Genomic DNA, 26,441 nt, shown 5'->3' with positions numbered 1-26,441 from the left:
GCGGGATGGCGCCCGCTGGGGCGGAGTCGAGCTGGCGGCGCTGGTCAGTTGGACCGCGGCGCTAGCGGTTTGGCAAAAAGCTGTCACCGTCGTCCATGGGAGCCAGACCAAAATGGTCGGCCAGGCTTTGACCAATGTCGGCAAAGCTGTGACGACGCCCCAGCGAACCCGACCTCAGGCCCGCGCCGCGGCTCAGCACCGGGATGTACTCGCGAGTGTGATCCGTGCCATGCCAGCTCGGGTCGCAGCCATGGTCGGCAGTGATCACCAGCAGGTCATCCTCCGTCAATCGGGAGAGCAGCTCCGGCAACTGACGGTCGAAGGCTTCCAGGGCAGCAGCATAGCCGGATACATCGCGGCGGTGGCCATAGACCATGTCGAAGTCGACAAAGTTGGTCATGATCAGCCGTCGATCGTCGGCGCTGGTGGGCTCATCCATGGCCGCCAGGGTGGCGGCCATCAAGGCGTCATGTCCCGAGGCCTTGACCAGACGGCTGATGCCACAGTGGGCGTAGATGTCGGCGATCTTGCCGATGGCGACGACCTCCCCGCCGCTGTCGTGAAGCTTTGACAACACGGTGGGAGAGGGGGGCTCGACGCTGTAGTCGCGGCGATTGCCGGTGCGCTGGAAACTGGCTGCATCCTGGCCGACGAAAGGCCGCGCGATCACCCGGCCGATGTTGTACGGCTCGAGTAGACGCCTCGCCGTTTCACACAGCTCAAGCAAGCGCTCCAGGCCAAAGTGATGCTCGTGGGCGGCAATCTGAAACACGCTGTCGGCGGAGGTGTAAACGATGGGTTTGCCGCTCTCGCAGTGTTGCTCCCCCAGCCGGGCAATGATCTCGGTGCCTGACGCGTGACAGTTGCCGAGCACACCGGGAAGGCCGGCCTCGCTGATCAAGGCGTCAAGCAAGTCCTCGGGAAAGCTGTTGCTATGGTCAGGAAAGTAACCCCAGTCGAAGCGCACCGGTACTCCCGCAATTTCCCAGTGGCCGGAGGGAGTGTCCTTGCCGGAGGAGACCTCTGCGGCGTGGGCGTAGGCACCATCGACGTCTCCCAGCGTGATCCCCTCGGCAACCTCGCTGGTGGCTTCCTGATGCGCATGGAACAGCCCCAGGCGAGCCAGGTGGGGAAGCACGAGCGGGCCGGTGCGCCCCCTGTCGTCGGCCTCGCCTCTGGCGCAAGCCCTGGCGATGTGGCCCAGGGTATCGGCGCCTGCATCGCCAAAACGATCGGCGTCGGGCGCCGCACCGATACCGAAGGAATCCATTACCAGCACGATAGCGCGTGTCATCGGAGGTCTCCTGCCAGGGAAGGGTCGGGCAAGGTGTCATGGACCAGTGGCAACGCGGGGGCCTGGTCGGCGACGGTAAAGGCGTCACGCAGCTGCGCGGCCACCCGCTGTGCATCATCATCACTGGCGGCGTGGATTCTGGCCACCGGGCGTTGATCATCGACGGCCTGGCCGATGCCGGCGATCTGGTCAATACCGACGCGGTGGTCGATGGCATCGCCTGCTCGGCGACGGCCACCCCCCAGCGCAACGACGGCCATGCCAATCGCCTTGACGTCCTGGGCGCTGACCACGCCCGGTTGCTGGGCAAAGACGTCACGCACCACGGGGGCACCAACAAGATGCGCTGGCGCCTGCGAGAGCAGGTCTGATGGGCCGCCAAGGCCCGCCACCATGCGCTCGAAGCGCTCAGCCACCTGGCCGTTGGCCAGACAGGCATCCAAGCGTGCCGCGGCGGTTTCCCGGTCCTTGGCGATGCCGCCCACCAACAGGGTTTCTACCGCCAGCCTGCGCGTCAGCTGAAGCAGGCGCGAGTCGCGACGTTCGCCACGCAGGATCGCCAGGCATTCGTGCACTTCGATGGCGTTGCCTGCGCTCTCGGCGAGGGTCTGATTCATGTCGGTCAGCAGCGCGGTGGTCGGCGTCCCTGCCTGGCGAGCGACGTCCGTGATGGTACTGGCGAGTTGCCGGGTGTGTGCATCGCTCTCCAGAAAGGCCCCGTTGCCGATCTTGACGTCCATGACCAGGCCGTCAAGGTTCTCGGCGAGCTTCTTGCCGAGGATCGAGGCGACGATCAGCGGCAGCGAAGAGACGGTGGCGGTCACGTCGCGCACGGCATACAGGCGCTTGTCGGCGGGCGCCAGGTCTCCGCTCTGGCCGACAATGACGACGCCAACGTCCTTCAGCAGGCGCTCGAAGGTCGCTCGCTCAGGCGTGACGTTATAGCCGCCAATGGCCTCCAGCTTGTCCAGGGTGCCGCCGGTGTGGCCCAGACCTCGGCCGGAGATCATCGGCACGTGGGCGCCACAGGCGGCCAGCCAGGGCCCGAGAATCAGCGACACGGGATCCCCGACGCCGCCAGTGGAGTGCTTGTCGAGTACCGGGCCCGGAAGGTCCAGGCTGCGGTAATCGAGACGACTCCCCGAGTCACGGGTCGCTTCGGTGAGGGCAACGGTTTCGTCCAGTGACATGCCGTTGAGGTAGGTCGCCATGGCGAAGGCGCCAATCTGCTCGTTGCCGGCGCTGTCGTCAGCGATCGCCATCACGAAGTGCCGGATCGCCTCCCGCGACAGAGTCTGTCCATCTCGCTTGGCCGCGATGATGTCTTGTAGCAGCATCAGTAGCCCCCAGCCTGGCCTCCGTCATCGACGCCAACCCCGGCGGTCATCATCAGGTTGTCGAGCAGGCCTGATGCGCCGAAGCGGAAGGTCTGCGGGGTCGCCCAACCCGGGCCCATGATGTCCGCGGCGAGGTCCAGGTAGACGGCGGCGTCTTCTACGGTGCGTACACCGCCAGCGGCCTTGAAGCCTACCGGGCGGTCGGCGCTACGGATCGCTTCAAGCATGACCTTGGCAGCTTCAGGCGTAGCGTTCACGGTGACCTTGCCCGTCGATGTCTTGAGGAAGTCGGCTCCGCCGGCGATGGCCTGCTCGCTGGCTCGGCGAATCAGGGCCGGGTCCTTCAGTTCACCGGTCTCGAGGATGACCTTGAGGGTGCGGTCACTGGCGGCCGCCTTGCACATTTCCACCAGTTCCTGGCCGATCGCGTCGTCGCCGGCCAACAGCGCGCGGTAGGGAAAGACCACGTCCACTTCGTCAGCGCCTGAGGCGACGGCTTCGCGTGTGGCGCGTGCAGCCGCCATGATGTCGTCACCGCCATGAGGAAAGTTGGTCACGGTAGCAATCTTGACCTGCCCGCTGAGGTTGTGGGCAGTCAGGGCGCGGCGTGCCGGCACCACGAACTGGGGGTAGACGCAGACCGCTGCCACATTGCCCAGTGGCGTCTTGGCACGCTGGCACAGGGCTTCGACGACGGCATCGGTATCGTCATCATTCAGGCTGGTCAGGTCCATCAGGGAAAGGGCTTGACGGGCAACAAGATGGGGATTGAAGGTCGGGGTGGACATGAAAACGTGCTCCTGAAGCCACCAGGACCGCCATCGCGGCGGTCGGGGCATGAATGAAGGGAGAGGATCCGTCAGGCGTCAGGCGCCCAACGTCATGAAGAAGCCGGCGATGCAGGCCGACATCAGGTTGGAGAGGGTGCCGGCGAGGACGGCCTTCAGGCCCAGGCGGGCGATATCGTGCCGCCGACTGGGCGCGATGCTGCCCAGGCCCCCTAGCAGAATGGCGATGGAGGACAGGTTGGCGAAACCGCACAACGCGAAGGACAGTACCGCCGCCGTGTGGGCACTCATGGCCTCGCCGGTGGCAGCGACCATTTGCTCGCCGTCGATGTATGGCGCGAGGTTGATGAAGGCAACGAACTCGTTGACCACCAGCTTCTGGCCGATGAAGGAGCCTGCCAGCGTCGCTTCCTCCCAGGGAATTCCCAGCAGGAAGGCCAGCGGAGAGAACAGCCAGCCAAGGATCATCTCGAGGCTCAGACTGCTCATCCCGAACCAGCCACCGACACCACCCAGGATGCCGTTGAGCAGGGCAATCAAGCCGATGAAGGCCAGCAGCATGGCCCCCACGTTGGCGGCCAGCTGCAAGCCGGACGAGGCACCACCGGCAGCAGCGTCAAGCACGTTGGCGGGCTTGTCGTCTTCTTCGATGACGTCGGACACGCTGTCCGCCTTGTCCGCATTGGGATCTGTCTCGGGCATGATCAGCTTGGCAAACAGCAGGCCGCCTGGGGCGGCCATGAAGGAGGCGGCCACCAGGTATTCCATTGGAATGCCAAGCGCGGCATAGCCGGCGAGCACGGAGCCCGCGACCGAGGCCAGTCCACCGCACATGACGGCAAACAGCTGAGACGTTGTCATGTGGGCAATGAAGGGGCGGACCACCAGCGGCGCTTCCGTCTGGCCGACAAAGATATTGGCGGTAGCGGACAGCGACTCAGTGCGTGAGGTGCCCAAGAGCTTCTGCAGCGCACCGCCCAGTAGCCGGACGACCCACTGCATGATGCCGAGATAGTAGAGAACCGCGGTCAATGACGAGAAGAAGATGATGACCGGCAGCACCTTGACCGCGAACACGAAGCCCACGCTGTCCACGTTGGCGAGCCCGCCGAACAGGAAGGCGATGCCGTCATTGGCGTACAACACCACCTGGCTAACGGCGTCGGATACCGTCTTCAGCACCTTCTGACCCACAGGGACATACAGCACGAAGGCACCGAGGCCTGCCTGGATAAGGAAAGCGCCACCGACGGTTCTCAGCCGGATGGCACGACGGTTGTGGGAGAACGCAATGGCGATGGCAATCAGCGTGACCATGCCGACCAGGCTCATGAGCAATGTCATAGGTGTTTACGCCTTGGAAAATGTGACTTGGACAGCGCGATGGAAAGGAGCGGTCGTTGTCCTAACTCTCGAGCCTTCCATAGAGAGTAGATCATCGCACCGGCCGTCACGGGCGTGGGTTTGCCGCTGAGACAGATGCAGGTCATGAGTACCCTGAAGGGCCCTGGCATGCCATTGCCATGGCGGCGAAGAAATGACCTGGGTCACCGCTTGCCGCACCTGAGTCCAGAAGTTCGCGATGCATGATGATGGATTGGCCAGGCGCCGCTGCAGCGATCTGGCTGTCAATGGGATCATGTTAACATTTAATGTGAGAAAATTAACATTTGTGCAGTGGCGTTTTCTTCAACGCCGATCGCTGGCTGAACCCTGTAGTTCAGTGCATGCTTATTGAAAAACCATAACAGAAGGGCACGATGACGGTCCGCGCGGGGGCAAACGTAATGAATCAACGAAGTGTGCAACGGCAGGAGCGCTTGCTGCAGGCGCTGGCTGGCGGTGGAAGCCTTCGCTTGGCCGATGCGGCCATGCTGTGTGGCGTTTCGGAAATGACGTTGCGTCGAGACGTCTCCTCCAAGGGCAGCCCCTTGATGTTGATGGGCGGGCATCTGGTGCGTCGTGACGATCCGCACTTCTCTCCCGTATACGACCTGGAGACCCAGCGGGATCGCGGTGTCGATATCAAGACCCGGCTGTGCCAGCGTGCCAGCAGCTACGTCCAGGATGGCGATACCCTGTTTATTGACTGTGGCACCACCTTGGTACCTATGGTGGCCGAGCTGGGGCAACGCCGCCATCTGACCGTGGTCACCTATGCCTTGAACGTGGCCAACGCGGTCAGCCACCTCGACAGCGTCAGGCTGATTCTGCTGGGAGGGCTCTATCAGGGCGTCTCGCAATCCTTCGATGGTGAGGATGTGGCCCGCCAGATACGCAGCCTAGGCATCAATCGCGCCTTTCTGTCGGCCGCCGGCGTGCACCTCGAGCGGGGGCTCAGCTGCTTTCACTTTCATGAAATCATTCCCAAGCAGGCGGCCATCGAGACGGCGGCCCAGCGCATTCTAGTGTTCGATGACAGCAAGTGGGGCGTTCTGCGCCCGGCTTTCTTCGGGACGTTGTCCGATGCCGATATCATCGTCACCCACGGGGAAGCTGCTGCCGCAGCGTCGGCATCCCCGGAGATCGCGGCGCGAGTCGACAGCCCGCGCTGATCCTCCATGCTCCACCACGCAGCGTCGACGGCTTTGTCAGCCAACGGCACCCGCTGCCGCCAGTCTTGGGACTGGTAGTTGCCGGCTTAGTGTGCCGCAGGTGGCACTCGGCAAGTACCCAGTACCCAGTACCCAGTACCCAGTACCCAGTACCCAGTACCCAGTACCCAGTACCCAGTACCCAGTACCCAGTACGAGTGCGACTACGAGTGCGAGTGCGAGTGCGAGTGCGAGTGCAAGAGTGAGGGTAAGGGTAGGGGGAAAGGTAGGGTTAAAGGCAGAGGTAAGAGTCAGGGCCAAAGGGCATCGGACAGCGGGTCCCGTCAGATGGCCTCCCTGATGACAGCTGTCCGCCGTGGTGGAACCATTAACGCCTTTCCGCTGTCACTTGCACGGCACCTTGCGGTCACGCGCGTTGGTCTTCGTGGCAGCCTTTCTCTCTCGCCCTCGCTGGCCTTGGCTCTCGGCTTCTCACTCGCCTTCTCTCTCGCCTGCTTGCGCGCGTTTTCCCTCGCCTTCCTACGCGGGCACCTTGAGGCCTGTGACGTGAGGTCGCATCCTCTGTGATCTTCGTCAAAGCTATGGCCCGAAGGCCGTGGCCTCGAGACATGACCCTGAACTGCATCAAGGAAAGGTGCGACACCCTGCGGCAAATCGTCGCTTCTCAAGTCGGGCTCTGCTGTCGACAATACGCACCGGTCGCGTTCCATCTCCTTTTTTGTCCTCGTAACGATCTCGTGTCGTGGTACTCGGATGAGTGGGGAGCGCGAGTTTCTGCGGGTTTCGATTGCGGATCGGCACATTTCATGCAGCTTTTGTGAAAGATGCATGCAATGTCTCTCCTCGTCGGGCCTGCATGTCCTGCGAGCCTGGGCTCGCTACCTATGGTCTTCCGCCGCCCTGACGAGGTTGCTACATGAGAAGAAAGTCGTACCTGCGCGTGCTCGGCCTAGTGCTGTTGCTGGCGCTGCCCCTGCTGTTGGCGGGCTGTGAGTCGGCGCTGCTCGACCCGAAAGGGGAGATCGGCCGTGAACAGCGTACCTTGATCCTCACCGCCTTCGGTCTGATGCAGATCGTGGTGATTCCGGTCATCGTACTCACTCTTTGGTTTGCCTGGCGTTACCGCCGTGGCAACACCGATGCCACCTATTCACCGGACTGGGCTCATTCCACCAAGATTGAGGCCATCGTCTGGTTTATTCCCTGCGTCATCATCGTCTTCCTGGCGCTGCTGACCTGGTACACCTCCCATAGCCTCGACCCGCACAAGACCCTTGAGGCCAAGGAAGGTCAGAATGAACCCATGGAAATCCAGGCAGTATCGCTGGACTGGAAATGGCTGTTCATCTATCCGGAGCAGGGCATTGCCACGGTCAATGAGCTGGCCTTCCCCGAAGATACCCCCGTGCGCTTCCGGGTGACGTCGGGTTCGGTGATGAATGCCTTCTTCATTCCGCGCCTGGGCAGTCAGATCTATGCCATGGCGGGTATGGATAACGATGTCCACCTGATCGCCGAAGAGCAGGGCGTCTACCCCGGCCGCTCCACCAACTACAGTGGTGCAGGTTTCTCCGGGATGACCTTCGATGCCCACGTGGGCTCTGAAGCAGACTTCGAGGAGTGGGTCGAGAAGGTACGTTCATCCTCTCAGACGCTGACCTTCCCAGAGGAATACTACGACCTGGCCACGCCCAGCGAGGACAACGAGGTCGAGTACTTCTCCGAGATCACCCCGGCGCTCTACGAGCGCATCATCAAGAGCTTCCTGGCGGGCGGCAAGCACGCCGAGTTCGTCGAGACCTACGGCGGCGTTGTTCATGGTCATGGCGCAGGTGGTCACGGCGATGAGGACGAGTCCCATGGCGAGTCGCATGGTGAGTCCAGCAGCGCGGAGGCAGCGGAGTAAATCATGTTTGGAAAACTGACGTTAGATTCGATTCCGATCCAGGAACCCATCATCATGGTGGTGGCGATCGGTATTGCTCTGGGCGGCATTGCCGTCGTGGGCGGTCTGACCTACTTCAAGAAGTGGGGCTATCTGTGGCGCGAATGGATCACCTCCGTCGACCACAAGAAACTGGGCATCATGTATTTCCTGGTGGCCCTGGTGATGCTGATTCGCGGCTTCGCCGACGCCATCATGATGCGGACCCAGCTGGCCATGGCATCTGCCGGGGCCGAGGGGTATCTACCGCCTGACCACTATGATCAGATCTTCACCGCGCATGGTGTGATCATGATCTTCTTCGTCGCCATGCCCATGGTCATCGGCCTGATGAACCTGGTGGTGCCGCTGCAGATCGGTGCTCGCGACGTGGCCTTCCCGTTCCTGAACAACCTCAGCTTCTGGCTGTTCGTTGCCGGCGTCATTCTGGTCAACGTATCGCTGGTGGTGGGTGAGTTTGCCGCGACCGGGTGGTTGGCCTACGCGCCATTATCGGGGATAGAGTACAGTCCAAGCGTCGGCGTGGATTACTGGATATGGGCATTGCAGATATCCGGGATCGGCACGACCCTGACGGGCATCAACTTCTTCGTCACCATCCTGAAGATGCGTACCAAGGGCATGACCCTGTTCCGTATGCCCATCTTCACCTGGACGTCGCTGTGCGCCAACGTGCTGATCATCGCGTCTTTCCCGATTCTGACCGCCACCATCGCGATGCTGACGCTGGATCGTTACCTGGGGACGCACTTCTTCACGAACGACTTTGGCGGCAACATGATGATGTACGTCAACCTCATCTGGGCCTGGGGCCATCCTGAGGTGTACATCCTTATCCTGCCGGCCTTCGGTGTGTTCTCCGAGGTGATCGCGACCTTTGCGCGCAAGCGTCTGTTTGGATACGGCACCATGGTGTGGGCAACCATCGCCATCACCTTCCTGTCGTTCATCGTTTGGCTGCACCACTTCTTCACCATGGGAGCAGGGGCCAACGTCAACGCCTTCTTTGGCATCATGACGATGATCATCGCCATCCCCACAGGGGTGAAGGTGTTCAACTGGCTGTTCACCATGTACCGCGGTCGCCTGGAGTTCACCTCCCCGGTGCTGTGGACCATCGGCTTCATCATCACCTTTACCCTGGGTGGCATGACCGGTGTGATGCTGTCGGTGCCTGCGGCCAACTTTGTGCTGCACAACAGCCTTTTCGTTATCGCGCACTTCCACAACGTCATCATCGGTGGCGTGGTGTTCGGTATGCTGGCGGGTCTGACCTACTGGTTCCCGAAGGCCTTCGGCTTCATGCTCGACGAGAAGTGGGGCAAGCGCTCCTTCTGGTTCTGGATTACCGGCTTCTATGTCGCCTTCATGCCGCTGTACGTGCTGAGCTTCTTCGGCGCCGTGCGTCGCATGCAGTCCTATGACAATGGTGCCTGGCAGCCCTGGATGATCATCGCCTGGGTCGGCGCCGTGCTGATCCTGTGTGGCATTGCCTGCACCGTGATCCAGTTCTACGTCAGCATCCGTGATCGCAAGAAGAACCAGGACGTCACCGGGGATCCTTGGGACGCGCGTACCCTGGAGTGGGCAACTTCCTCTCCGGCGCCGTTCTACAACTTCGCGCATCTGCCGGAGATCAAGGACATCGATGACTTCTGGAACCAGAAGCAGGCCAACGGTGGCAAGGCTGGCGTGTCCAAAGGGCCGTACAAGGACATTCACATGCCCAAGTACACCTGGGAAGGTCCGGTGATCGGTCTGATTTCCGCGGTCTTCGGCTTCGCTCTGGTGTGGCATATCTGGTGGCTGGCCATCGTGGCCGCACTGGGCATGTTCGCTACCTTCATCGCGCGTGTCTTCAACACTGACGTCGACTATTACGTGCCCGCTGCGGAAGTCGAGCGTATTGAGCGCGAACACCAGAACCGTGTGGAGATGCAGGCATAACCATGGCTACCGATACACTCAATCAGCAAGGTCATGCCTCCGGGCATGACCATGATCACGACCACGATCATCACGATGCCGCGGGCACCAAGGTCTTCGGTTTCTGGGTCTACCTGATGAGCGACCTGGTGATCTTCGGATCACTGTTCGCCACTTATGCCGTGCTCCTTCGGGGCACGGCGGATGGTCCGACGCCGGGCGAGATCTTCGAACTCCCGTTCATTCTGGTCGAAACCTTCCTGCTGCTGTTCTCGAGCTTCACGTACGGCATGGCCGTACTGGCCATGAACGCCAACCAGACCCAGAAAGTGCTGAAGTGGCTGGGGATCACCTTCCTGCTGGGCGCGGCCTTCGTAGGCATGGAGATCTACGAGTTCGCTCACCTGATCCATATCGGCTACGGTCCTGATCGGTCGGGCTTCCTGTCCGCCTTCTTCACCCTGGTCGGTACCCACGGTCTGCACGTGACCTTTGGTCTGATCTGGATTCTGGTGATGCTGATTCAGGTGAAGCAGCGCGGTCTCGACGATATGGTGCGCCCGCGCATCATGTGCTTGAGCCTGTTCTGGCACTTCCTGGATATCGTCTGGATCTGCGTCTTCTCCTTCGTCTACCTGATGGGAGTCCTGTGATATGAGCGGACACGCCAACGACCATCACAGCCATGGCAGCGTCAAGTCCTATGTGATTGGCCTGATCCTGTCCATCGTGCTGACTATCATCCCCTTCGGGGCGGTGATGACCGGTGCTTTCGACACCGGGGCGACCCTGATCCTGATCGTCGGTACCGCGGTGGCTCAGGTGCTGGTGCAGCTCGTGCTGTTCATGCACATGAACACCAAGGCCGATGAAGGCTGGAACTTCATGTCCTTCGTCTTCACCGTGGCGATCCTGGTTCTGGTCATCGGAGGTTCCCTATGGATCATGTACCACCTGCATCACAACATGATGATCGGCTGACGCCGACACCCATGATGTTCAGGGACACTCTTAAGGACTACCTCACGATCACCAAGCCGGGCATTATCGGCGGCAACGTGATCTCGGTACTGGGCGGCTACTTCCTGGCCGCCCAGGGCCAGTTCGATGTGGTGGTGTTTCTGTCAGCGTTGCTGGGCCTGGCCCTGGTCATTGCCTCGGGCTGTGCCTACAACAACGTTATCGACAAGGACATCGACGCCTTGATGGAGCGCACCCGCACCCGACCCCTGGTTCAGGGGCGGGTGAGCGAGGCGGCCACGCTGCGTTTTGCCACCTTGCTGGGTCTGGCCGGGTTCGGCCTGCTGGCGTTGGGGACCAATGCGCTGACGGTCGGTCTTGCCGCTTTCGGCTTCGTTATCTATGTAGGAGCGTACAGCCTCTACATGAAGCGTAATTCGGAATTCGGCACCCTGGTCGGCAGCCTGTCCGGGGCCGTACCACCGGTCGTGGGCTACTGCGCGGTGACCGGTAGCTTCGATACCGGCGCCCTGACGCTGCTGGTGATCTTCAGCCTGTGGCAGATGCCGCATTCCTATGCGATTGCGATCTTCCGCATGGAAGACTACAAGGCGGCCAATATTCCGGTACTGCCGGTAGTTCGCGGTATCGGCACAGCCAAGCACCACATTCTTGGCTATATCCTGGCGTTCATCGGCGCGGCGCTGTCGTTGAGTCTTGCCGGCTATGCCGGGCCTGGCTACTTCATCGTGGCACTGGTGCTGGGGGTCTATTGGCTGTATATCGCGGCCAAGGGCTACCGCACGGACGACAACGTGCGCTGGGCCAGGCAGGTGTTCGGCATCTCGATCCTGACCATCACGGCGCTGAGTCTGATGATGTCACTGGACGCCACGCTGATGCCCAGCACGCCCATGTGGACCTCGCTGGCTGGCTAGAGCGATCCTCTGAGCCAAGGGCTGACACCGGTCCTTATGTACGTCTCAATGCCCCGCATCACATCAGTGATGCGGGGCATTGTCGTTGATGGAAGAAGAAAAATATTAGCCACAACTTGTACAGTATGTGTACAGGATGTACCGTTGATCGGGTAGCGAACCGAAAATTCGGTTCTATACTGCAAGTTATGGACAACGGAGACCCGTGGATCGAGCACCGATGCCGGGGCTCATTTCAGCGGTAGCAGGGGGGAGTCAGTATGCTGACACATGTCTGGGGATTGATGGCCCATCCGAATCGCGAATGGAGACAGATCAAAGAAGAGAGGGAGACGATAACGCATCTGTATGCGCATCACGTCCTGTTGCTGGCCGCCATACCGGTGATCTGTTCGTACATTGGTACGACGCAGGTGGGTTGGAGTCTTGGAGGTGGGACCACCATCAAGCTCAGTTACCTGGATGCGTTGGGGGCGGGTATCGCGTTCTACATCGTGATACTGGCGGCGGTGTACATCGTCGGCAAGACGATACGCTACTCGGCCAAGCGCTTTCCCAAGACCCCAAGCCAAAGCCAGTGCATCATCTTTGCCGGCTATGTGGCGACACCGATGTTCCTGAGCGGTATCGTCGCGGTCTATCCGATCATCTGGCTGTGTCTGTTGGCCGGGGTGATTGGCCTGTGTTACACCGCCTATCTGCTGTATCTGGGGATTCCCTCCTTTCTCGACATCAGCCGGAAGGAAGGCTTCGTGGTCTCGAGCACCACCCTCGCCGTCGGTGTGCTGGTGCTGGAAGCGCTGCTTGGCATGACAGTACTGCTGTGGGGCTACGGCGAGCGCATCATCCTGTCGTTGATCGGCTGAGAGTCGACCCGTGCAAGACCGCAGTGAGCACAATAGAGAGCAGCATCAAGAGGGCGACGCGGCGGCGTCGCCCTCTTGCGTTGCCCTATTACGTTGCCCTCTTGCGTTGCCCTATTACGTTGCCCTCTTGCGTTGCCCTATTACGTTGCCCTCTTGCGTTGTCCTGTCGGGAAAGCCAAAAGATGAGCGATGGCTGACCCGTGGGCCAAGCCCTATCCCTTGATGCTGTCGAGGGCCTGCCGCAGGCTGGCGATGCTGCGCTCGGGCCGGTGCAGCTTGTCGAGGCCAAACAGGCCGATACGGAAGGTCTGGAAGTCGTCGCCTTCATCGCACATCAGAGGCACGCCAGCCGCTACCTGAAGGCCAGCGCCGGCAAATTTACTGACCAGGGCCGGGTCATCGTGATAGCAGACGACGACGCCGGGAGCCTCGAAGCCGTTGGCAGCAACACTCTTGAAACCATACTCGGCCAGCAGCGCGCGAACGCTCTTGCCCAGGGCCCACTGTTCTTGCTTGACCTTGTCGTAGCCATAGGCGTCGGTCTCGCGCATGATCTCGCGCAGGCCTCGCAGGCTGTCCGTCGGCATGGTGGCGTGGTAGGCATGGCCGCCTTTTTCGTAGGCCTCCATGATGGTCAGCCATTTCTTCAGGTCTGCCGCAAAGCTGGTGCTCTGGGTCTCCTCGATGATTTCCCGCGCCTGGGCAGAGAGCATGACCATGGCGCAGCAGGGGGAGCCACTCCAGCCCTTTTGAGGCGCGCTGATGAGCAGGTCGACCCCGGTGGCTTCCATATCCACCCACACCGTTCCAGAGGCGATGCAGTCCAGCACCATCAGGCCGCCGTAGGCGTGCACCGCGTCGGCGACGCGTCGAATGTAGTCATCCGGCAGGATCATGCCTGATGATGTTTCCACGTGTGGTGCGAAGACGATATCGGGCTGCATCCGCTCGATGGCTTGCTCGACATCTTCGATCGGGGCCGGTGCAAACGGTGAGGTAGGGTCGTTGTCGTCGAGGCGGCGGGCCTTTTGCACGTTGAGCTCTGCCGGGATGTTGCCCATCTCCAGGATCTGATGCCAGCGATAGCTGAACCAGCCATTGCGGAGCACCAGAGCGCTGCGGTTCTGGGCAAACTGGCGTGCCACCGCTTCCATGCCGAAGGTCCCGCTACCGGGCACAATCACGGCGCTATGCGCGTTGTATACCTGTTTCAAGGTGGTCGAGATGTCGCGCATCACGCCTTGAAAACTCTGCGACATATGGTTCAGGGCGCGGTCGGTGTAGACCACGGAAAATTCCAGCAGGCCATCGGGATCGACGTCTGGGAGCAGGCCAGGCATGAGGCACATCCTTTGAGTGGGCGTTGAACAAGCCGGGGCGCAGGGAGCCCGCGGTAGCGGCACCGGTCGACGATGCTCCGGTGCTCATTATTCTTCACAGCATACGGTCAAAGCGGGTCGACGACCAGTGGCCACAGGCACCACAGAGGCCCATGGCGACCGACCGTGCGCAGTGATTCAGGCACGGTTATTCCATCCCGTGCTTTTTATTCTGCCTATCGGTCTAGCAGGGATTTCCGTCCAGTTATCAGCTGCTTCGCCGTTCGGGGCCGGGCACTGGGCAGGGTGCGGCTGGCGACCAAAGCAAACTTTGATCATGCTCAATGAGGCCGTGGAGGGGGATGAGCGGGGTTGAGCGGGAATGAGCGTGAGTCCAGCGGCGGCCCCACAAGCGTCACCCACATTGCGATGGCGATGGCCCGAAGAGCTCGTCCTTTTCGCTTGGTGCGTATTCCTCCTTTGGCCTGCGCAAGACCAGGATCGTCGGCACCGCTGAAAAGCATGACGATGCCGATGAAGTGGACGCATCAGATCGAGGATGTCGATCATGAACGAGACACTGACATGCGCCTGTGACCATGGCGATCCGTCGTGGGAGGCGCTGGAACGACAATGGGTGGAGTGGGGACGGCGAAACCCTGAGCAGGCGACAAGGCTGCTGGCCAAGATGGGCGAGCAGACATCGTCGGGCGAACAGGGCCTGCAGGGAGCAACGCCGCCTGAAGATCTGGCGGCCGCAGGGCTGGGACCTGACGGAGCGCCGCTGGTCGGCGCATCACCCGACGTCATGCCGCTGGCTCGTGTCGAGCTGAGTAACGGCAACACCATCGAGTTTGTCGGGGTGCGCGGTGACAGCAAGGAACCTGAAGTAGGCATGCGCGAGCTGGGACAGCTCGACCGTGCCACCGGCGCGACCTTCGCTGCCGAGAGGGACGTGACGGCCCTGGAACTTTATCTGCGACTTGCCCCCAAGGATGCCCCGGTACCCGACATGCTGCTGGAGCTGAATCCTGCGGTAGAGCGCAAGGCGTTCAAGCATCGCACGGTGGAGAGGGTCGAGGACGCCATCGAGGTGGACCTGGATGAACTGGGGATTGCGCCGGACATCGCCCGGGCCGGCCCCTCCTCGGGGGGCGGCCCCGGGCAGGCCTACTGCGTGCCCGGGGATGGCTATGACCTGTTTCGCAACCACAACTGCGAAACGGTGTCGTTTCCCAGTAATACCTGGTGGTGGTGCGATCCCGCTGCCCATTACTATCACCGGGATCGCTGGACTTCCAATCACAAGCGCCGCAACTCTGTCGGCGTCACCAGCGCATGCCACGGACCGGCAGCCACCCTGCACTATTACAAGAATGCCTTCGGCAACTGGAGGCACTTGCATACCTGGCATCTTGCTTCAGGGTACTGGCAGTGGACCCGTTACGAAGGCTTGTCCAAGCGCGATCGCTGGATTCGCCATCGCTGCGTGACCGGCGGCGGCAGCAGCTTTGTTCGCTGTGTCAGTTTCTTCTTCAACTGACGCCTTAGCCCCACAACGCTGGGCACCATCTAGGGTGTCCAGCGTCTTGCTGGCGGGCTTGTCCAAAGCCGACTTCGCTCACCATCAGGCTATCGGTTGTCGGTGCTCTGTGGTGTCCTCGCCGGTGGCGTCCGACTCCGGCAAGGCGCCCTGATTGATGCGGGCAATGGCGGCGGCGGCGCGCTCCAGGGCGGGAAGGCAGTCCAGAGCACGCTGGCGGTCCATACGCATGACCGGGGCCTGAATGGCCAATCCCACATTGGAGACCCCGGCCGGGTTCGGGGCAAGCACCGCGATGCACAGCAGACCTGGAAGAAACTCCTCATCATCGAAGGCGTAGCCGTCACGCTTGACCTGTTCGATTTCGGCTTCGATGGCATCGATGTCCGTCAGGGTGTTACGGGTGAAGGCCTCTAGGGTGGCATCGGCCAGCAGACGCCGTCGCTGGGATGCGCCCATCTGGGCCAGAAACAGCTTGCCGCTGGCAGAGCAGTGGGCCGGCACTCGTGAACCTGGATGCAGGTAGAAACGCAGCGGTGCAGAGGTCTCGACGCGATCCAGGTAGAGCACCTCGCTGCCGGACAAGGCGGTGATGTTACAGCTTTCTCCCACCTCCCTTACCAGCTCGGCCAGCACCCCGTGGCGAGCCCCCTGGACCGTGTCGTTCAGCAGCAGCGTTTCGGCCAGACGGCGTAGGCGAGAGCCCTTGCTGTAGTGACGGTTGTCTGCCTCCCGCTGCAACATGCCGGAGTTCTCCAGCTGCTGAAGCATGCGATGCAGCGTCGGCTTGGGCAGACCTGTTTCATCTACCAGGCTTTGCAGAGTGAAGTACTGGTCTTTTTCCGCGATGACCTCGAGCAGTGCCAGCAGGCGCTGAGCCGGGGTATCGCCTTCAATGATGCGCGTGTCGACGCCGAGTGTGGTCATGGCTGGCCTCCCTATGCCGTGAAGTTTATCTGTTTCTGAAAAGAACGCAATTCGTACCGTTTTTTGAAATTCGTGTTGACTCCTCACCACTCGGCGGCTACCTTTGCCTCAAGTTCTAGAAAACGGAACTTATCGTATCGAAAAGCTTGATTTGGCTATCCAGAGCCTCGAGCCAAGACACAGGCCGCCAAGGCCGCCAGCACCCATTCTGTTCCCTGGAGGAGCTCCATGAGTCACAACGACAACACCCAAAACCGCCAGGTTGTGAAGGGCAAGCAGAAGATGACGCCCTCGGAAGCCTTCGTCGAAACCCTCGTTGCCAACGACGTGACCGACATGTTCGGCATCATGGGCTCGGCCTTCATGGACGCCATGGATATCTTTGCCCCGGCCGGGATCCGTCTGGTTCCGGTGGTGCACGAGCAGGGTGCCGCCCATATGGCTGACGGCTATGCTCGCGTTTCTGGACGCCACGGCGTGGTCATCGGCCAGAACGGTCCCGGTATTTCCAACTGCGTGACGGGCATCGCGGCGGCTTACTGGGCACATAGCCCGGTGGTCATGATCACCCCGGAAACCGGCACCACCGGTATCGGCCTGGGCGGATTCCAGGAGTGCAACCAGCTGCCGATGTTCCAGGAGTTCACCAAGTACCAGGGCCATGTGACCCATCCTGCGCGCATGGCCGAGTACACCGGTCGCTGCTTCGATCGCGCCATGGCCGAAATTGGCCCGACCCAGCTGAATATTCCGCGGGACTATTTCTATGGCGAGATCGAGGCCGAGATTCCCGAGCCCCGGCGTATCGACCGCGGTCCCGGTGGCGCCCAGTCGCTGGACGAGGCGGCTGCACTGCTGGCCGAGGCCAAGTTCCCGGTAATCGTCTCCGGTGGCGGTGTGGTCATGGCCGACGCGGTGGAACAGTGCAAGGCCCTGGCCGAGCGTCTTGGCGCACCGGTGGTCAACAGCTACCAGCACAACGACTCCTTCCCGGCCAGTCATCCGCAGTGGTGTGGTCCGCTCGGGTATCAGGGCTCCAAGGCAGGCATGAAGCTGATCTCCCAGGCTGACGTGGTGCTGGCCCTCGGCACTCGCCTTGGCCCGTTCGGCACCTTGCCGCAGCATGGCATGGACTACTGGCCCAAGGACGCCAAGATCATTCAGGTCGATGCCGATCACAAGATGCTGGGGCTGGTGAAGAAGATCTCCGTGGGCATTTGCGGCGATGCCAAGGCTGCTGCCATCGAGCTGAGCCAGCGCCTTGAAGGCCGCAACCTGGCCTGCGATGCGTCCAAGGACGAGCGCCTGGCCAAGATCAAGGCCGAGAAGGAAGCCTGGGAGAAAGAGCTCGACGAGTGGACCCACGAGCGTGATCCGTTCAGCCTGGATGCCATCGAAGAAGCCAAGGACGAGAAGCCTTTCTCCGGCGGCGAGTATCTGCATCCGCGTCAGGTCCTGCGTGAGCTGGAAAAGGCCATGCCGGAAGATGTCATGGTTTCCACCGACATCGGCAACATCAACTCGGTGGCCCACAGCTACCTGCGCTTCGAGAAGCCACGCAGCTTCTTTGCCCCCATGAGTTTTGGTAACTGCGGCTATGCGCTGCCCACTATCATCGGAGCCAAGACCGCTGCGCCTCATCGTCCGGCCATTGCCTACGCCGGTGACGGCGCCTGGGGCATGAGTCTGATGGAAACCATGACCGCCGTGCGTCACGGTATTCCGGTGACCGCCGTGGTGTTCCACAACCGCCAGTGGGGTGCCGAGAAGAAGAACCAGGTCGACTTCTATAACCGTCGCTTTGTCGCCGGTGAGCTCGACAACGAGAGCTTTGCCGAGATCGGCCGCGCCATGGGCGCCGAGGGTATCACCGTGGATCGCCTGGAAGATGTAGGCCCGGCCCTGAAGAAAGCGGTCGACATGCAGATGAATGAAGGCAAGACCTGCATCATCGAGATCATGTGTACCCGCGAGCTGGGCGACCCCTTCCGCCGCGACGCCTTGAAGAAGCCGGTCCGTCTGCTCGAGAAGTACCAGGACTACGTCTGATACCGGAGGCGGCGGACCCTGGAGTCTGATCGCCAAGCAAGACTCTCTCGTCCGGTATGACGACATTGCCCTGGCCTGGTGCCAGGGCTTTTTTTCATGTTCGTGATGCGCCACGACCGAGTCTGTCGACCCCTTTACCCCTGGGAGAGCGGTTGCGATGAAAGCGCTGAACCATATTCGTGAGATGGCCCGGCAGGACCCGAAACGCATCGTCTTGTGCGAAGGCGATGACCCCCGAGTGCTGAGGGCCGCCCTGACAGCGAGCGCAGCAGGCTACGCGCGCATTCAGCTGGTGGGCGAGCATAAGGTCATCCAGTCCCGGGCCGAAGCCGAAGGGCTTGAGCTGGATGCGATAGAGCTGATTGACCCCGCGGATTCCGAGCACACCGAGCGCCTGGTGGCGCTACTGCTGGAGCTGCGAGGGGCGAAGGGCATGACCCCTGAGGATGCCGCCACACGGGCGCGGGATCCGTTGATCTTTGCCAACCTGATGGTGCGCGCCGGGCTTGCCGACGGCAGCGTGGCTGGTGCCGTCCACACCACCGCCGATGTGGTTCGCGCCGCGATCCAGTTGATCGGCATGGCCCCTGGCGCCACCCTGGTATCCAGCTTCTTCTTGATGATGCTGTGCAAGGAGTTCCACAGCCTCAAGGGCGGCATGATCTTCTCTGACTGCGGCTTGGTGGTGGACCCGGATGCCGGGGCGCTGTCCGAGATCGCCATGGCGGCTGCCGATAGCGCCGAAGCCCTGCTGGATGAGCCGGCCAGGGTAGCGATGCTGTCCTTTTCTACCAGTGGCAGTGCCCATCATGCGGCGGTGGACAAGGTTGTCGAGGCGGCGCGTCGGGTCAAGCAGGCGCGCCCGAGCCTGGCCATCGATGAAGACGTGCAGCTCGATGCTGCCATCGTGGCGGAGATCGCCGAGCGCAAGTTGCCGGAGTCCAAGGTCAAGGGCAATGCCAATGTGCTGATCTTTCCAGACCTTGAGGCAGGCAACATCGGCTACAAGCTGGCGGAACGCATCGGCGGGGCCGAGGCCATCGGGCCGCTGCTGCAGGGACTGTCGCGGCCTGCCAACGACCTGTCGCGAGGCTGCAGTGAGCAAGATATCGTCAACGTCATTGCGGTGACCACCGTCCAGGCCCAGCGCCTGTCGGTAGCGTAAACGGTATGGGGACGGCCAAGGAGGGTAGATGACACTGGTACCTGAGGGAATGGCGCTGTCCAGTCTTGCGGCGGTGGTATCGATCACCTTGCTGGCCGGCTACCTGCATACCGTGGCTGGCTTTGGTATCGGCATGATCATCATCGGAGTGGCCAGCGGTCTGGAACTTGTCAGCGTTGCCACCCTGGTGGCCGTTGTCAGCCTGATTACCCTGGTCAACAGTGCCGTGGCGCTACCTGGCAAACTGCATCACCTGGATGGGCGCCACGTGCTGGCGCTGGGTCTTGGCATCGTACCGTCCATCGGACTTGGCGTGTGGGCGCTGAACTGGCTGAGCGTCAGCGCTGAAGCTCTACTGATGCTGATGCTGGGGGCACTGGTGTTTTACGGAGGTCTCAGCGTTGGCCTCAGGCCCCGTCCGCGCGCACAGGTCTCGGCTCCTGCCGGCTTCGCGGTCAGCGGTGCGATGACGGGTCTGCTGGGGGGCATGTTCGGCATGCCGGGGCCGCCGGTCATCTACCACTGCTACCGCCAGCCGTTGCCCCGCGAGACGATTCGTCTGCTGTTGATCGCGTGTTTCGCCATGACCTCCGGGGTGCGCACCCTGTATGTCGGTGCCGGCGGCGGGCTCGACGCTCAGGTGTGGCTGCTGGCGCTGTGGACCCTGCCAGCGGCGGCACTGGCCACCTGGGCAGGGCGCCGCTATCCACCACCCTGCAGTGCTGAACTGCTGCGGCGGGTGGCGATGCTGACCTTGATGATCATCGGCACTGGGCTGGTGATCGATGGCGCCATGGCGCTATGGCAGTACTGAATCGATGCCAGAGCTTTGCCCTGAGCCGACGGCATCCATACATCTATCGAATGCATCTGGAGCTGGCCTGTGAGAGCCAATATAGAAGAGGCGCCGCTGGGGGTGCTGTGCCTGGATTCGTCCTTTACCAAGCCCCTGGGACACCTGCGCCATCCCGATAGCTTCCGCCATCCGGTGCGCTACCGCGTGCTCGAGGGCGTTGATATTCCCAGGCTGCTGCACGCGCCCGGCGACGCCTTGCGCGACCTGTTGCTTGAGCAGGCACGCCAGCTGGAAGCGGAGGGGGTGTGCGCCATTGCGGGCAGCTGCGGCTTCATGGCGCGGTATCAGGCTCAGGTCGCCGAGGCAATGTCGGTGCCGGTGGTGCTCTCCAGCCTGACCTTGTTGCCCTGGCTTGCCGTCGTGCACGGGGGCCTTGGGCGGGTGGGGGTGCTGACGGCCGACGCAGGGGCATTGAAGGCGCAACATTTCCTGGGAGCGGGCTGGCAAGGGTCTCTTCCCGCGCTTGAAGGTCTCCAGGACGGGAGCGAGTTTCGGCAGGTGATCCTTGAGGGACAGCGTGATGATCTCGACATGGCGGCGATGGCGGAAGAGGTCGCGACTGCCACGCGACGGCTGATGCGCAAGGTCACGCTGGATGCCATCGTGCTTGAGTGCACGGACCTGAGCGCCTTTGTGGACGTGGTGCGCCGGGAGGCGCGCTGCCCGGTCTACGATATTGTCCCGGCGCTCGATCTGGTCATTCGGGCCTGTGGCGGCAGCAGGTGAATATGCTTAGCCCGGTGTGCACCGTTCCGGCACGCCACGGTGCCCCTGCTCAGGCGTGAAGGGGCGCCAGGGCGCGCTTATGCCAGTGGGCCAGCCCCTTCTCGAGATAGGGCAGGAAGCGCTGGCATTGACGGGAGCTTGGATGAAAGCGCGGGGTGATGATGGCGATCTCCAGGTCGATGGCCGGCTCGAAGGGCACGATGGCCACGTCACAGTCCCGGCGCAGCAGGAAGCCCGCGGCAGAAACCGGGTCCACCAGCGCATGACCGATGCCAGCGCGCACCAGGCTGATGGCAGACGGAAACAGGTGTGTCTCGGCGGCGACATGCCAGCGGGCATCGGCCTGGCGTAGTGCCTGCTTCAGCTTGAGCGTGCTCTGGTGGTGCTCGTCCAGGGTGATCAGCGGCATCCCGTCAAGGTCCTTGGCCCCGACCACGGTGGCGGTGGCCAATGGGCTGTTCGCCGGTACCGCCAGATGCATGCGCAGGGTCAGATGCTTGACCTCCAGGTCACTGAGATCATCCTGACGTTCAATGACGCCCACATCGAATTGGCCTTCGGCCACCCAGTCGCGAATCTTGCCTGAGCTGAAGGTCTGCAGGGACAGCCGCGTATCGGGAAAGTCACTGAGATAGTCCGCCATGATCTGGGGCAAGGCGCTCGGTGAGAGCCCCGGCATGCAGCCGACAATCAGCTTGCCGGCGCGGCCCTGACGCAGACCTTCGGCCAGTTCGTCCAGATGTGACACCGACGCCAGCACCCTGTCGACGCCCTCCATCAGGTAGCGAGCCTCCGGCGTCAGCTCGGTGCCGTAGTTATTGCGACGGAACAGCAGAAAGCCGGCCTCCTGCTCCAGGTTGGCGATGGCGGAGCTCACCGCCGGCTGGCTGAGATCGAGTCGTCGTGCGGCCTTGCTGAGACTGCCGGTGTGCACGACCTCGCGAAATATCTGCAGCTGACGAAGAGGGTAGCGCAGCTTCATTCAGGGACTCCTGGGTAGGGTGGTGGAGGACAGGCTTCGCCGCGATGCGGCATGGGCCGACGTAGCTTCGCTTGTACTGCTGTCTGCGGTGCTGTCTGGGGCGTCGTTCGCGGCGACATGGTTTGGGCTCTTCCGCGGGAGGCGAGGGCCGCTAAAGTGCACGCGATATGGTCTAAGTTTTATCTATAGGTTCATAGGTAGATCAAAGTTGTTTTTAGGACAAGGGTCGTCGAAGCTGACACCACCCCCCTACAACCATAACGAGGGTAGTTGCATGAATCCGATCGACCTCTGCGGACTGCTGCTGTACTTCGCGATACTGATCTACATCGGCTATCGCAGTGCCAAGAAAGTCTCTGACAGCGCTGACTTTGCGGTTGCCGGCAACAAGATCATCTGGCCGGTATTGTTCGCCACCTTGGCGGCGTCCTTTCTTGGTGGCGGTGCCTCAATGGGCCGTGCCGGCAAGTCCTTTGATGAAGGCTATGCCTTCATGTTCGCCGCTTCTGCGTTTCCCATTGCCACGGTGCTTGCCGGACTGTTTATCGCGCCCAGGCTCAAGCGCTACGTCAATGCCCATACGGTTGGCGACATCATGGCCCAGCACTTTGGCGCCAGTGCTCGCCTGTTTACCGGGATCTTCTCGCTGGTGTTCTGCGTCGGCATTCTAGGGGCTCAGGCCCTGGCCGTGGGCACCGTGTTCAACGCCATACTCGGCATCGACGTTGCCACTGGTATCTTGATCGGCATGGCCGTGGTGCTGGTGTATTCCACCATCGGTGGAATGTGGGCGGTCATCCAGACCGATGTAGTGCAATTTCTGATGTTGGCGATCTTCCTGCCGGTCACCATGCTGATTGGGCTGCATGACCTGGGGGGACCTCAGGCATTGATCGAGCGCCTGCCGGAGGGCCACTTCAGCCTGATGGGTGACTATTCGCTGGGCATGTTCCTGTCGATCTTCATTGCCTTCCTGCTGGGCGAAACGCTGGTTCCCCCCTACACCCAGCGAGCCCTGTCGGCGCCGGACTCCCGCCATGCACGTATCGGCTATTCGGTGGCCGGTGGCTTCGGTTTCCTGTTTTATCTGGTCAGTGCCACCATCGGGCTGGTGGCGTTGGTGCTCTATCCAACGATCTCACCTGATCAGGCCATGCCGACGCTGATTCGTGATGCCCTGCCGGTGGGCATTACAGGGCTGGTACTGGCATCGCTATTGGCGGTGGTGATGTCGACCGCCGACTCCTACCTGAACTCCGCCGCAGTGATCTTCGTCAGTGATATCTACAAGCCCTTCATCGAGCCCACGGTCAGTGAGCAGAAGCGGCTGTGGATCGAGCGTCTGGTCAACCTGTTGATCGGCCTGGGTGCGGTAGTGTTCGCCCTGTACGCGACCTCGATCATCGATGCGCTGCTGCTCAGCTATGCGCTGTGGGCGCCGACCATTCTGCTGCCGTTCGTGTTCGCCGTGCTGTTCAACTTGCGCTGCACCCGCTCAGCTGTGGCGGCGATGCTAGCGGGCGCGTCGGTCACGATCCTGTGGAAGTGGGGGCCCTTTGACCTGCAGGCGGCTACTGGCTTGACCGCTCTGATCGCCGGTGTCATCGCCAATGTCTCGGTGTTTGTACTGGTCTACCAGCTGTTCCGGTCGGCTCCCGATGCTCCCGTCGTCGCCAAGACTCAATAAAGGAGACTCCCATGACCCTGTACGCTCTTGCCCTGTATGCCGTCAGTGCCGTCAGCATCCTTACCGCGGTAGGGGTGGGGATCGCCTCCTGGCGCTTCTACCGCGATAACTGAATCCCCGCTATCCACGCTACGCGCGTCCGGCCTGAACCACGGGCCGGACGTCAGTGTCCCCAAGGAGACATTGCATGAACACCATCGCCGTTGTGGGGGCAGGCATTGTCGGTCTGGCCGTGACGAGATCGCTCGTTGACGCCGGCTACCAGGTGCAGCTCTTCGATCCGGGAGCACCGGGGGAGGGCACCTCCCTTGGCAATGCAGGACTGATTGCCAACTACGCGACCTCGCCCATGGCCAGTATCGAGACCTTGAAGGCCCTGCCCAGGGAACTGGTCCGGCGTGACGCATCGTTATCGATTGATCCCCGCTATCTGTCGCGGCTGGCCAGTTTTGGGCCGCGTTTTATCCAGGCCGCCACACCCTCCCGCTTTGCCCGCCACAAGGCGGATCTGGTGGCGCTGATACAGGACGCCGTCAAGGCGCAACACCGCTTGCTCGAATCGCTTGACGCACCGGGCCTGTACGCGGATACCGGCTGCCTGCAGCTGGCGTATCGTGGGGATGCGCTGTCTCGGTCGCTCGAGGCCTCAGCTGAGGCCAAGCGGGCCGATGGCGTCGACTGTCGCGCGCTGACGGCCGCTGACGTTCGCGACCTGGAGCCTGAGCTCAGCCCTGAGCGCCTGGAAGGTGCCTTGTTCTTTCCCTCCACACGTCACCTGAAGGACCCCTTGACCGTCAGTCGCACCCTGTGGCGCCGACTGGAGCGCGCCGGTGCGGTATTGCACCGTGCGCGCATCGAGGGACTGGCGCCTTGTGTCGATGGCGGGTGGCGTCTGGTCAGTACGCTGGGGGAGCACCATGCCGATCAGGTGGTCATGTGCGCGGGCATGGCTAACCAGGCGTTGATGAAGTGGCTGGGGATGTCGCTGCCGGTGGTCAGCGAGCGTGGTTACCACGTGCGGCTCGACACGTCGGTCTCGCTGACACGACCTACGGGCTGGCTGGCCCACCATTTTTACGCCACACCGATGGAGGGCGGTGTGCGCCTGGCGGGCACCACCGAGTTTACCGCGCCGGAACGGCGTGCCGACCAGCGCCGCTGGGACCGCCTGAAGGGGTGGGGAGACGCCATGTTCGGTCGCTCTCTGACGCTGAGCGAGCGCTGGATGGGCGTTCGTCATTCCACCCCGGATGGTTTGCCGGTGGTCGGTCCCGTGGCCGGCAGGGAAGGGCTGTATCTGGCCTACGGGCACGCTCACCTGGGGTTGACCCTGTCCGCCCAGACCGGTGAGTTGATCCGCGCCATGATCGATGGCAGCCCGCTGCCTGACTACGCACAACGGCTGTCACCGGCGAGGTTCTAGAGAGGGCGCTCGTTTCCGTGAGCAGTGTCGATGGACACAGAGATTTTTTCTGGGAAATTTCGCGGTAGCCGGGGTTCGATACTCTTGGGCGAAGTTCTGAGGAGGTTAGTGTAGACCGTAGCCTTCGAACGTGATTCGCCTGTTGTTCCGCTGCGCTTCGATTTCAAGGCTAGTCAGGCGTCTGGGCAGGCTTATGGATGAGAATTCACTCCATAAGCTCCTGTGGACAGAGTGCTGCCCGCTTGACGTCCGCATCAGCATGGTTGGTGTAGATCAATCCATGAACCTGATCTCAAGGCTTGTACCGGCTGGATAAAGCGGATCTGCGGGGAGCTACTCGCACGAACATTGCAAAATGTGTCTAGTACGAGGGCTTTGGTGCCGAATGGCGGGGGGAAGAGCCAAGCGGTCATCTCTCGCTATCACCAAGTAAGTTAATCCCGAGACGTCTATGAATGACTCGAGGGTGAAATCGCGAGGAAGATACTAAAGTATTAGGAGATAATTTATATGACGGTTTTACGTGACTGTTGGTAGCAAGGTCGTGAGAGGATCAATTTGTCATGATGAGGCAGGTTACGACGTTGAAACTATGACGCGTGAGACATCGCCTGTATATGGCTGGTGCGTCTTGCATAGACGAAAAGACGTTAAAAGCTGAACTCATGTCGAGTAATGCTAAGCATTTTAATTCTGTGTAGTGGTGAGGAGCCACTAGACGGGTTCACCCCCCCCTCCGCTTACTTGATTTGATTTCTGGGATAGAGGAGGGGTGCGATCTTTTACATGGTGTTAGAAGTGTCGATTTACATTTTAACTTCAGAGGTCGCTTCTCGTGAGGCAGACAGCGTTACATAGGTTGGCGGTGCGTCTAGTAGGTTAATGAGAGTCCCACTATAGTGATTTTCGTACGCGAACAATAGGTAGTTTATCTGCGGTTTTCGGCTTTGAAATAGTGATTTTTACATCTTGTTGTTAAGGCAATGAGCGCAGTGATAGTGTTGCTCGAAGGCCGCGCCGCTCTGATCTCCGCCGCCGTCACCGGAAAAATCGATGGACGTTGCTGGCGAGCCGGTCAGTATGTGTACCACCTCAAGATTGCCATGGCGGCCATAGCGCGAGCCACTGACTGTTAAGACAAGGAGTCGGCTAATG

Annotated in this window: 21 protein-coding genes; 14 read left to right on the top strand and 7 right to left on the bottom strand. The window is 61.4% G+C overall.

Annotation, left to right across the window (positions count from 1 at the left end; genetic code table 11):
* Nucleotides 1–61 precede the first annotated feature (61 nt).
* The 4 genes from JF545_RS13450 to JF545_RS13435 form a co-directional block, all read right to left on the bottom strand.
* Nucleotides 62–1,294 (bottom strand): phosphopentomutase, encoded by a 1,233-nt coding sequence (locus JF545_RS13450; protein WP_206942850.1) that lies wholly within the window; start codon nucleotides 1,292–1,294, stop codon nucleotides 62–64.
* On the bottom strand, nucleotides 1,291–2,631 hold the full coding sequence (gene deoA / locus JF545_RS13445) for a thymidine phosphorylase (RefSeq protein WP_206942848.1): 1,341 nt from the start codon (nucleotides 2,629–2,631) through the stop codon (nucleotides 1,291–1,293). Before deoA ends, JF545_RS13450 begins: the two co-directional genes overlap by 4 nt.
* Nucleotides 2,631–3,419 carry a deoxyribose-phosphate aldolase gene (gene deoC / locus JF545_RS13440; RefSeq protein ID WP_206942846.1) on the bottom strand — a complete coding sequence of 263 codons (789 nt, stop codon included), beginning with the start codon at nucleotides 3,417–3,419 and terminating at the stop codon, nucleotides 2,631–2,633. The genes deoA and deoC overlap by 1 nt, the downstream gene beginning before the upstream one ends.
* Before the next feature lie 78 nt (nucleotides 3,420–3,497).
* On the bottom strand, nucleotides 3,498–4,763 hold the full coding sequence (locus JF545_RS13435) for a NupC/NupG family nucleoside CNT transporter (protein WP_206942844.1): 1,266 nt from the start codon (nucleotides 4,761–4,763) through the stop codon (nucleotides 3,498–3,500).
* 443 nt (nucleotides 4,764–5,206) lie between these two features.
* Here JF545_RS13435 and JF545_RS13430 point away from each other — a divergent pair, with 443 nt between their 5' ends.
* The 7 genes from JF545_RS13430 to JF545_RS13400 all read left to right on the top strand — a co-directional run bounded on the left by JF545_RS13430 (nucleotide 5,207) and on the right by JF545_RS13400 (nucleotide 12,609).
* A complete protein-coding gene (locus JF545_RS13430) occupies nucleotides 5,207–5,974 on the top strand; it encodes a DeoR/GlpR family DNA-binding transcription regulator (RefSeq protein WP_206942842.1) in 768 nt (255 codons plus the stop codon).
* A 916-nt stretch (nucleotides 5,975–6,890) separates the two neighbouring features.
* Entirely contained in the window at nucleotides 6,891–7,880 is a 990-nt protein-coding gene (gene cyoA, locus JF545_RS13425; RefSeq protein WP_206942840.1) for a ubiquinol oxidase subunit II, read from the top strand.
* A gap of 3 nt (nucleotides 7,881–7,883) precedes the next feature.
* Entirely contained in the window at nucleotides 7,884–9,866 is a 1,983-nt protein-coding gene (gene cyoB / locus JF545_RS13420) for a cytochrome o ubiquinol oxidase subunit I (protein ID WP_206942838.1), read from the top strand.
* Nucleotides 9,867–9,868: 2 nt separating this feature from the next.
* The gene (gene cyoC / locus JF545_RS13415) at nucleotides 9,869–10,498 is read left to right on the top strand and encodes a cytochrome o ubiquinol oxidase subunit III (RefSeq protein WP_206942836.1); all 630 of its coding nucleotides are present in this window, start codon (nucleotides 9,869–9,871) and stop codon (nucleotides 10,496–10,498) included.
* A gap of 1 nt (nucleotide 10,499) precedes the next feature.
* On the top strand, nucleotides 10,500–10,826 hold the full coding sequence (gene cyoD, locus JF545_RS13410) for a cytochrome o ubiquinol oxidase subunit IV (RefSeq protein WP_206942834.1): 327 nt from the start codon (nucleotides 10,500–10,502) through the stop codon (nucleotides 10,824–10,826).
* Entirely contained in the window at nucleotides 10,784–11,743 is a 960-nt protein-coding gene (cyoE, locus tag JF545_RS13405; protein ID WP_206942833.1) for a heme o synthase, read from the top strand. The genes cyoD and cyoE overlap by 43 nt, the downstream gene beginning before the upstream one ends.
* 260 nt (nucleotides 11,744–12,003) lie before the next feature.
* Nucleotides 12,004–12,609, top strand: a complete 606-nt coding sequence (locus JF545_RS13400; protein WP_206942832.1) for a Yip1 family protein — start codon at nucleotides 12,004–12,006, stop codon at nucleotides 12,607–12,609.
* A gap of 212 nt (nucleotides 12,610–12,821) precedes the next feature.
* Here JF545_RS13400 and JF545_RS13395 read toward each other — a convergent pair whose 3' ends face one another.
* Nucleotides 12,822–13,949, bottom strand: a complete 1,128-nt coding sequence (locus tag JF545_RS13395) for an aminotransferase class V-fold PLP-dependent enzyme (RefSeq protein ID WP_206942829.1) — start codon at nucleotides 13,947–13,949, stop codon at nucleotides 12,822–12,824.
* Between the two features lie 547 nt (nucleotides 13,950–14,496).
* Here JF545_RS13395 and JF545_RS13390 point away from each other — a divergent pair.
* Entirely contained in the window at nucleotides 14,497–15,471 is a 975-nt protein-coding gene (locus JF545_RS13390; RefSeq protein WP_206942828.1) for a hypothetical protein, read from the top strand.
* 84 nt (nucleotides 15,472–15,555) lie between these two features.
* Here the strand turns inward: JF545_RS13390 and JF545_RS13385 are convergent, their stop codons facing one another.
* Nucleotides 15,556–16,398: an IclR family transcriptional regulator gene (locus JF545_RS13385; protein ID WP_206942826.1), complete on the bottom strand. Its 843-nt coding sequence runs from the start codon at nucleotides 16,396–16,398 to the stop codon at nucleotides 15,556–15,558.
* 228 nt (nucleotides 16,399–16,626) lie between these two features.
* Here JF545_RS13385 and xsc point away from each other — a divergent pair, with 228 nt between their 5' ends.
* The 4 genes from xsc (at nucleotide 16,627) to JF545_RS13365 (ending at nucleotide 21,194) form a co-directional block, all read left to right on the top strand.
* Nucleotides 16,627–18,447, top strand: coding sequence for a sulfoacetaldehyde acetyltransferase (gene xsc, locus JF545_RS13380; RefSeq protein ID WP_242520864.1), 1,821 nt, complete (start codon nucleotides 16,627–16,629; stop codon nucleotides 18,445–18,447).
* A 157-nt stretch (nucleotides 18,448–18,604) separates the two neighbouring features.
* Nucleotides 18,605–19,612, top strand: coding sequence for a phosphate acetyltransferase (gene pta / locus JF545_RS13375; protein WP_206942823.1), 1,008 nt, complete (start codon nucleotides 18,605–18,607; stop codon nucleotides 19,610–19,612).
* Between the two features lie 28 nt (nucleotides 19,613–19,640).
* Nucleotides 19,641–20,426, top strand: coding sequence for a TSUP family transporter (locus JF545_RS13370; protein WP_206942821.1), 786 nt, complete (start codon nucleotides 19,641–19,643; stop codon nucleotides 20,424–20,426).
* Between the two features lie 69 nt (nucleotides 20,427–20,495).
* Entirely contained in the window at nucleotides 20,496–21,194 is a 699-nt protein-coding gene (locus JF545_RS13365) for an aspartate/glutamate racemase family protein (RefSeq protein ID WP_206942819.1), read from the top strand.
* Nucleotides 21,195–21,243: 49 nt separating this feature from the next.
* Here the strand turns inward: JF545_RS13365 and JF545_RS13360 are convergent, their stop codons facing one another.
* Nucleotides 21,244–22,176 carry a LysR family transcriptional regulator gene (locus JF545_RS13360; RefSeq protein WP_206942817.1) on the bottom strand — a complete coding sequence of 311 codons (933 nt, stop codon included), beginning with the start codon at nucleotides 22,174–22,176 and terminating at the stop codon, nucleotides 21,244–21,246.
* A gap of 274 nt (nucleotides 22,177–22,450) precedes the next feature.
* Here JF545_RS13360 and JF545_RS13355 point away from each other — a divergent pair, with 274 nt between their 5' ends.
* Both JF545_RS13355 and JF545_RS13350 read left to right on the top strand, forming a co-directional pair.
* Nucleotides 22,451–23,863 carry a sodium:solute symporter family protein gene (locus JF545_RS13355; protein WP_206942815.1) on the top strand — a complete coding sequence of 471 codons (1,413 nt, stop codon included), beginning with the start codon at nucleotides 22,451–22,453 and terminating at the stop codon, nucleotides 23,861–23,863.
* 187 nt (nucleotides 23,864–24,050) lie between these two features.
* Nucleotides 24,051–25,286, top strand: coding sequence for an NAD(P)/FAD-dependent oxidoreductase (locus JF545_RS13350; RefSeq protein ID WP_206942813.1), 1,236 nt, complete (start codon nucleotides 24,051–24,053; stop codon nucleotides 25,284–25,286).
* Nucleotides 25,287–26,441: the final 1,155 nt, after the last annotated feature.

The sequence above is a fragment of the Halomonas litopenaei genome, from assembly GCF_017303055.1.
In the GTDB taxonomy this organism is placed as follows: domain Bacteria; phylum Pseudomonadota; class Gammaproteobacteria; order Pseudomonadales; family Halomonadaceae; genus Halomonas; species Halomonas litopenaei_A.
The sequence above is the reverse complement of the archived record's forward strand: the minus strand, read 5'-3'. Positions and strand labels throughout refer to the sequence as shown.